6 protein-coding genes are annotated in these 5270 nt (G+C 73.4%); 3 read left to right on the top strand and 3 right to left on the bottom strand.

Features of this window, described 5'->3' with window-relative positions; translation table 11 throughout:
* Positions 1-738: 738 nt before the first annotated feature.
* A complete protein-coding gene (folP, locus tag ABD207_RS25170; RefSeq protein WP_344015406.1) occupies positions 739-1599 on the bottom strand; it encodes a dihydropteroate synthase in 861 nt (286 codons plus the stop codon).
* A gap of 191 nt (positions 1600-1790) precedes the next feature.
* On the opposite strand from folP, the gene ABD207_RS25165 reads away from it, so the two are divergent.
* Together ABD207_RS25165 and ABD207_RS25160 are read left to right on the top strand one after the other, a co-directional pair.
* A complete protein-coding gene (locus tag ABD207_RS25165; protein ID WP_344015408.1) occupies positions 1791-2156 on the top strand; it encodes a DivIVA domain-containing protein in 366 nt (121 codons plus the stop codon).
* Positions 2153-2740, top strand: a complete 588-nt coding sequence (locus tag ABD207_RS25160; RefSeq protein WP_344015405.1) for a DNA-3-methyladenine glycosylase I — start codon at positions 2153-2155, stop codon at positions 2738-2740. The genes ABD207_RS25165 and ABD207_RS25160 overlap by 4 nt, the downstream gene beginning before the upstream one ends.
* An 86-nt stretch (positions 2741-2826) precedes the next feature.
* On the opposite strand, the gene chcB is transcribed toward ABD207_RS25160, so the two are convergent.
* Entirely contained in the window at positions 2827-3630 is an 804-nt protein-coding gene (gene chcB / locus ABD207_RS25155) for a 2-cyclohexenylcarbonyl CoA isomerase (protein WP_344015404.1), read from the bottom strand.
* Between the two features lie 384 nt (positions 3631-4014).
* Between chcB and ABD207_RS25150 the strand changes: the two genes are divergently transcribed.
* A complete protein-coding gene (locus ABD207_RS25150; RefSeq protein ID WP_003966491.1) occupies positions 4015-4182 on the top strand; it encodes a DUF3117 domain-containing protein in 168 nt (55 codons plus the stop codon).
* A 363-nt stretch (positions 4183-4545) separates the two neighbouring features.
* Here ABD207_RS25150 and ABD207_RS25145 read toward each other — a convergent pair whose 3' ends face one another.
* On the bottom strand, positions 4546-5244 hold the full coding sequence (locus tag ABD207_RS25145) for an O-methyltransferase (protein ID WP_344015407.1): 699 nt from the start codon (positions 5242-5244) through the stop codon (positions 4546-4548).
* Between the last annotated feature and the right edge of the window lie 26 nt (positions 5245-5270).

Below are 5270 nucleotides of genomic sequence, written 5' to 3'. Positions count from 1 at the left end.
GCCCACCCACCCGCACCTGTGGGCCGAGAGGCCCCCGGGCGGAGCTGCTCGCAAGGAAGCTGCCTCGCCCAGGCTTCTCACCCGAGACCCCATCCGCCCACCCACCCGTTCTCGCCGATCGGCGAACGCGAGCCTTCCACCGACACGTGGGCCGGTAAGTCGGTGGCCCCACCGCGCGGGTGAGCGGCGAGGGCGCGGCGCGCCCGGCAAGTCGCTCGCGGCCCGCTCGGGCACGGCTGCGAAGCCCCTGCGGGCCCCACCGCGCTGCCTCATCCGCCGGGGCGGGAATCGAACCCCGGCGGGGTATGCCCCGCCGGGGGCGTTGTTGCCCGAGCTGACGGTCAGGGACCTCGCAGCCGAGCGCGTCTGGTGGCCCCCTGAGCGGGGGAGCGGTGTGGCTGCGGGCGACAGCCGGTCGTTCGTGGCCCGCTCGGGCTGGGCTGCGAAGCCTCTACGAGCCCGCTGGGCCGCTTCACCCGCCGGGCGGCTGGACTCGTGGGCGTCCGCCCGCTTGTGCCCTGCCTCCCACCGGGCCGGTGATACGGCACCTTGGAGCCGACCGAGTCGGGTGGTGGGGTGGGCAAAGGGCGGGGTCCAGCGGCGGAGCCCCTGGTGGGGGTGCGGGGGCGAAGCCCCTGCGCCCGGGCCTGGAGGGGCTGCGGCTGGCAGGGACGGAGGGGTGGAGCCTCCGGTGCCTGGCCGGGCTGCGGCTGGGCGGGGTTGGAGAGAGGGACCCTCTCAGGCGAGGCCGCGGCGGGCGACCGCAGGGGGGCGGTGGCCGGCGATGGCGGCGACCATGTCGAGGACCTGGCGTGTCTCGGCGACCTCGTGCACCCGGTACACCTGCGCCCCCAGCCACGCCGACACCGCCGTCGTCGCCAACGTCCCCAGCACCCGCTCCTTCACCGGCTTGTCCAGGGTCTCCCCGACGAAGTCCTTGTTGGACAGCGACACCAGCACCGGCCACCCCGTGGCCACCATCTCCCCCAGCCGCCGCGTCGCCTCCAGACTGTGCCGCGTGTTCTTCCCGAAGTCGTGCCCCGGATCGATCAGCACGGACTCCCGCGGCACCCCCAGCGACACCGCCCGCTCCGCCAGACCCACGGTCACCTCGAGGATGTCGGCCATGACGTCGTCGTAGGCCACCCGGTGCGGCCGCGTCCGCGGCTGCGCCCCGCCCGCGTGCGTGCACACCAGACCCACCCCGTACCGCGCGGCCACCTCCGCAAGGCGCGGATCGACCCCGCCCCACGCGTCGTTCAGAAGATCCGCACCGGCCTCGCAGACCGCCTCGCCGACCTCGTGCCGCCAGGTGTCCACACTGATCACGACGTCCGGGAACCGCCGCCGCACCTCCGCGACGAAGCCCACCGTCCGCCGCGCCTCCTCCTCGGCGGTGACCTCCTCACCGGGCCCGGCCTTCACCCCGCCGATGTCGATGATCGCGGCGCCCTCCGCCACGGCCTGCTCCACCCGCGCCAGCGCCGGCTCGTCGAGGAACGTCGCCCCCTGGTCGTAGAAGGAGTCCGGGGTGCGGTTCACGATCGCCATGATCACCGGTTCGTGCGGCCCGAATTCCCGCCTGCCCAGCCTGAGCATCCCCTGTGCCTCTCCTCGTCCGTTCCGGCCTGCGCCGCCGACTGTCAGACTCGCATGGCACGATCGGACGCACACAACCGGATCCTGCATCCGGCACCGGCCCGTCCGGAGGCCCGCCAGACCTGCCGGACCTGTCAGACCTGTCAGACCTGTCCGGTCCGACCGACCCTTCGCCCATGGGGGATCCCGCGATGGTGATGTTCTTGTTCCTGGTCGTCGCGCTCGCCGTCGTGGTCGCCGCGGTGACCCTCGCCGTGGTCGGCGGCGGCGAGAAGGCGCCGCTGCCCGACGCGCCGCCGGAGCGCCTCCAGGACTCCCTGCCGCCGGACAGGCCGGTCGGCCGCGCCGACGTGGAGCGCCTCCGCTTCCCGCTCGCCGCCCGCGGCTACCGCATGGCCGACGTGGACGACGCCCTCGGCCGCCTCGGCGCCGAACTCGCCGAGCGGGACGCACGGATCGCCGACCTGGAGTCCGCCCTCGCCGGCGCCCGGGCCGCCGCGGCCCAGGCCTCCATGGACAAGCGGACCCGGCGCGACGAGGAGGACGAGCGGCCATGAGCGACACCGCCGCGCCCACCGGCCCGGACGGCGCCCCGCGCTGCCCCTGGGCCCTGTCCGCCCCGGACTACCTCACGTACCACGACGAGGAGTGGGGCCGCCCGGTCCACGGCGACGACGCCCTGTTCGAGCGGCTCAGCCTCGAGGCCTTCCAGTCCGGCCTGTCCTGGATCACCATCCTGCGCCGCCGCCCCGGCTTCCGCGCCGCCTTCGCCGACTTCAAGATCGCCACGGTCGCGGAGTTCACCGAGGAGGACCGGGCCCGCCTGCTCGCCGACCCGGGCATCATCCGCAACCGCGCCAAGATCGACGCGACCCTGGCCAACGCTCGCGTCCTGGCCGGCTGGGCCCCCGGCGAGCTGGACGAGCTGATCTGGTCCCACGCCCCCGACCCGGCCGGCCGCCCGGCGCCGAAAACCCTGGCCGACGTCCCCGCGGTCACCCCGGAGTCGACGGCCCTGTCCAAGGCCCTGAAGAAGCGCGGCCTGCGCTTCGTCGGCCCGACCACGGCCTACGCCCTGATGCAGGCCTGCGGCCTGGTCAACGATCACCTGGCCGACTGCGCAGCCCGGGACGCCCGCTGAGGGGCGCCCCGGGAGAGCAGCCGGGGTGGCACCGGCGTCACCGGGAGACTCCCGGCCTCACCGGCGTCACCGGGAGAGTCCCGGCCTCACCGGCCCAGGTACTTCGGCTTCTCCTTGTTGACGAAGGCCTGGACGGCGATCGCATGATCCTCGGAGGAGCCGGCCCGGGTCTGCAGCTCGTCCTCCTTCCGCAGCGTCTCCTGCAGGGAGTGGGACAGGCCGTAGGCCACCGACTCCTTCAGCGCCGCGTACGCCACCGTCGGCCCCTCGGCCAGGCCGCGCGCCACCTTCTCGGCCTCCGCGCGCAGCTCGGCGGCCGGGACCAGACGGTTGACGATGCCCAGCTCGTGCGCCTCCTGCGCGGAGATGCTCCGCGGGAACAGCAGCAGGTCCATCGCCCGGCCCGGCCCGATCACCCGCGGCAGGGTCCAGGAGATCCCGGAGTCCGCGGTCAGCGCGACCCCGGCGAAGGAGGTGTTGAAGGACGCGGTGTCCGCCACGATCCGGTAGTCGGCCGCGAGCGCGAAGCCGAAGCCCGCCCCCGCCGCTACCCCGTTCACCGCGGCGACCACCGGCTTCGGCGCGGAGGCCAGCGCCTCGACGATCGGGTTGTAGTGCTCGCGCACGGTGCTCATGGTCTGGCCCGAACCGTTCTCCCGGTCGGCGGCGAGCAGCCCGATGTGCTCCTTGAGGTCCTGCCCGACGCAGAACGCCCGGTCACCGGCGGCGGTCAGCAGCACGGCCCGTACGGCGTCGTCGTCGGCGGCGGACCGGACCGCGTCCCGGAGAGCGACCTTCGTCGCGACGTTCAGCGCATTCATCGCCTCGGGGCGGTTCAGCGTGATCGTCGCGAGTCCGTCGCTCACCTCGTAGAGCACGGTGTCGGCCATGGCGTATCCCCTCCGTGTCGGCGGCTCGGCGCGTACCGGCCGGTACGCACCTGTCTGCACACAGCATGACCGAGATCACCGGCCCTGAACGGCGGCCGCCATGTGACCTGCGTCTAACAATTCACCTTCGTTTTCGTTCCGCCCGACGGGGCGCGGTGGCGCAGTGTCGCAGCCACATCGCCGAATTGAGTGGTTTTGCTCGCGCGCGTTGCCCAAGCGATGCCGACCGATGTTGGTCATCGGGTCGCGGGATGCGGGATAATGGCCTGGAAGCAATGTGTTCGATGCCGGTGCGGTGTGTCCTGCCTGAAAAGGGGACCGCGGGTGCCCTTCGTGGGCCGTCGGCTGAGACGGTTGAGCTGGGTTTCAGGAAGGGGAACGAGCATGGCGGCCATGAAGCCGCGGACGGGTGATGGCCCGCTCGAGGTGACCAAGGAGGGGCGGGGCATCGTCATGCGCGTTCCGCTCGAAGGCGGCGGTCGGCTCGTCGTCGAGCTGACCCCGGACGAGGCCGACGCACTGGGCGACGCCCTCAAGAAGGTCGTCGGCTGACGCGCAAGCGACCATACCCTTTTCAGCCGCCCCGGCGCCGCTCCTTGTGCCGGGGCGGCTGTTTGCGCAGGCCGGCACCGGTTTCGCGCAGGTGAGCGCCGGCAGCGGACGTCGTGCGGCCGATCCGGACGAACGGCCCTGGGGAGTGTCCGCAAAGTCCCGCCTGCTCCGCGACGCCCTGCACGCTCCCCCAGAGGGGGTACCCCCACTCGCCGCACCGGGCGGACACCCGAGTACCACCAGTACGCGGGTGTCCGCCCGGCACTCCCCCAGCCTTCGGCCGGGGGGACCCCCAGAGCACGCACCGGACGCCGCGGAGCCCGCCCTCCGGGCGGACGACGCGACGTTGCGGACACCCCCTAGCTAGCGCTTGACCGCGCAGAGCAGCCCGTCGCCCACCGGCAGCAGGGAGGACACCAGCTCCTGGCTGTCGCGCACGGTCCGCACCAGCTCGCGCAGCCGCAGCACCTCCGTGGGCTGCGGCCCGGAGTCGACGGTCCGGCCGTTCGCGAACACGCCCTCGAAGGCGACGAGGCCCCCCGGGCGCAGCAGGCGCAACGATTCAGCGAGGTAGTCCTGGTACTCCAGCCGGTCGCCGTCGCAGAAGACCAGGTCGTACCCCGCGTCCGCCAGCCGGGGCAGCACGTCCAGGGCGCGGCCCGGGATGAAGCGGGCCCGGTTGGCGGCGAAGCCGGCGTCCCGGAAGGCCTGCCGGGCGTACTGCTGGTGGTCGGGCTCCGGGTCGACCGTGGTGAGCACCCCGTCCGGGCGCATGCCGTGCAGCAGATGGATCCCGGACACGCCGCAGCCCGTGCCGATCTCGGCGACGGCCTTGGCGTCCACCGACGCGGCCAGCAACCGCAGCGCTGCGCCCGTGCCGGGCGACACCGAGCGCAGCCCTGCCTCGCGGGCCCGTTCGCGGGCCCAGCGCAGCGCGTCGTCCTCGGCGACATAGGCGTCGGCGAACGCCCAGCTCGTCTGCCGGTTGGCGGTAATGACCCTCTCCTGTCCCCGTGGTTGCCTGGGCGTGACTGTATCCGTTGCCGTCGGGAACCCGCAGATGGGACCGGTCGTTTAAAGGATGAGCA

Source organism: Streptomyces thermospinosisporus (genome assembly GCF_039526425.1).
GTDB classification, from domain to species: Bacteria; Actinomycetota; Actinomycetes; order Streptomycetales; family Streptomycetaceae; genus Streptomyces; species Streptomyces thermocarboxydovorans.
The sequence above is the reverse complement of the archived record's forward strand: the minus strand, read 5'-3'. Positions and strand labels throughout refer to the sequence as shown.